The sequence below is a fragment of the Amycolatopsis sp. SID8362 genome (assembly GCF_010550475.1).
GTDB classification, from domain to species: Bacteria; Actinomycetota; Actinomycetes; order Mycobacteriales; family Pseudonocardiaceae; genus Amycolatopsis; species Amycolatopsis eburnea.
In genome coordinates, this window is record NZ_JAAGNB010001787.1 from 1 (window position 1) to 1,682 (window position 1,682).

A 1,682-nucleotide genomic window follows, 5' to 3' on the forward strand; every position below is an offset into this window, starting at 1 on the left:
CTGGTGCTGTTCGTCCGCGACCACCGCACGCCGAAAGCGTCCGCGAACCCCGTCACCCCGCGCGCGGCGGCGGCCCTGCTGCGCGGCAGCGGCGTGCGGCGGCTGCTGGTGGCGGCGTGCGTGCTCGGGCTGGCCACGGTCGGCGACGGGTTCGTCTACCTGCTGCTGCAGCACAAGGAAGACATCGCCACCGGCTGGTTCCCGCTGCTGGCGGTCGGCACCAACCTCAGCTACCTGCTGCTCGCCGCGCCGCTGGGCGCGCTGGCCGACCGGATCGGGCGGCTGCCCGTGGTGCTCGGCGGGTACGGCGCGCTCGCCGTCGTCTACCTGCTGCTGGCCGGGCCGGTGTCCGGGTGGCCGTTGTTCGCCCTGGCGCTGGCGTTGTACGGCGCCTTCTACGCGGCGACCGACGGCGTGCTGATGGCGCTGGCCGGCCCGCTGCTGCCGGAGTCGTTGCGCACCACGGGAATTTCGCTCGTGCAGACCGTCCAGGCCCTCGCGTACTTCACCTCGTCCGTCCTCTTCGGACTGGCGTGGCAGTTCTGGGGTCCCGAGCTCGCGATCGGCGTCGCCGCCGGCGCGGCGGTCGTCGCGATCGGCGTGACGTTCGCCGTTCTCTCGCCCCGGAAGGCCACCGCATGAAGACCCGGATCCTGATCGCGATCGCCGGCGTGCTTGTGCTCGCCGGGGCCGCGGTCGCGTACGTCGGGTTCGCGAGCGCGCGCGGCCACGACACCACGGCGACCGGCGCGGTCAGCCTCTCCCCCGGCCCGCGGCTGCTGTTCCGCAGCACGGCCGACGCCGACCGCGGGCACGTCGCCACCGTGTCCGTCACCGACCCGGGCGGCCCGCGGACGGTCTCGCCGCTGTCCTGCAGCCGGGTGTACGCCGCCGGCGGCACCGGGCTCTGCCTGCGCCCGGACGGCGACCTGACCACCTACCAGCTGGCGGTGCTGGACGCGCAACTGACGTCGAAGCGGGAGATCCCGCTCGTCGGGCTGCCGAACCGGGCGCGGGTGTCGGCGGACGGGCGGATGCTCGCGTGGACCGTCTTCGTCACCGGGGATTCCTACAACGGCGGCATGTTCTCCACCCGCGCCGGCATCCTGGACACCGCGACCGGCGACCTGGCCGGCACGCTCGAGGACTACGCGGTGACCCTCGACGGCAAGCCGTACCAGGCGGCCGACCTCAACTTCTGGGGCGTCACGTTCACCGCCGACGACCGCCACTTCTACGCGACCATGTCGTCGGCGGGCCACCGGTACCTCGTCGCGGGCGACTTCGCGGCGCACACGATCCGCACGATCCGGGAAAACGTCGAATGCCCGTCGCTGTCCCCGGACGGCACGCGGGTGGCGTTCAAGGCCGCGGTGGACGGCGACCCGGCCCGCGGCTGGCGGCTGTCGGTGCTGGACCTGGCGGCCGCGAAGGTGACGCCGCTGGCGGAGACCCGCAGCGTCGACGACCAGCCGGCCTGGCTCGACGACCACACGATCGGCTACGGCGTGGCGCGGGCGCCGGGCCACGCCGACGTCTGGTCGGTCCCGGCGGACGGCACCGGCGCGCCCCGGCTGCTGATCCCGGAGGCGGAGTCGCCGGCCGCGCTCGGCTCGTAGCGATCAGTCCAGCTTGCGGAGGCCGTCCAGGATGCGGCGCATGAGCTCGCCGTCCGGGGCCGC

General features: G+C 74.3%; 2 protein-coding genes. Both read left to right on the forward strand.

Annotated elements, in window-relative coordinates; all coding sequences use genetic code 11:
• On the forward strand, window positions 1–642 hold a 642-nt coding region (locus tag G3I65_RS54755), incomplete at its 5' end, for an MFS transporter (RefSeq protein ID WP_160704379.1).
• The gene (locus G3I65_RS54760) at window positions 639–1,619 is read left to right on the forward strand and encodes a PD40 domain-containing protein (RefSeq protein WP_160704381.1); all 981 of its coding nucleotides are present in this window, start codon (window positions 639–641) and stop codon (window positions 1,617–1,619) included. The genes G3I65_RS54755 and G3I65_RS54760, both read left to right, overlap by 4 nt.
• The last annotated feature ends 63 nt before the right edge of the window (window positions 1,620–1,682 follow it).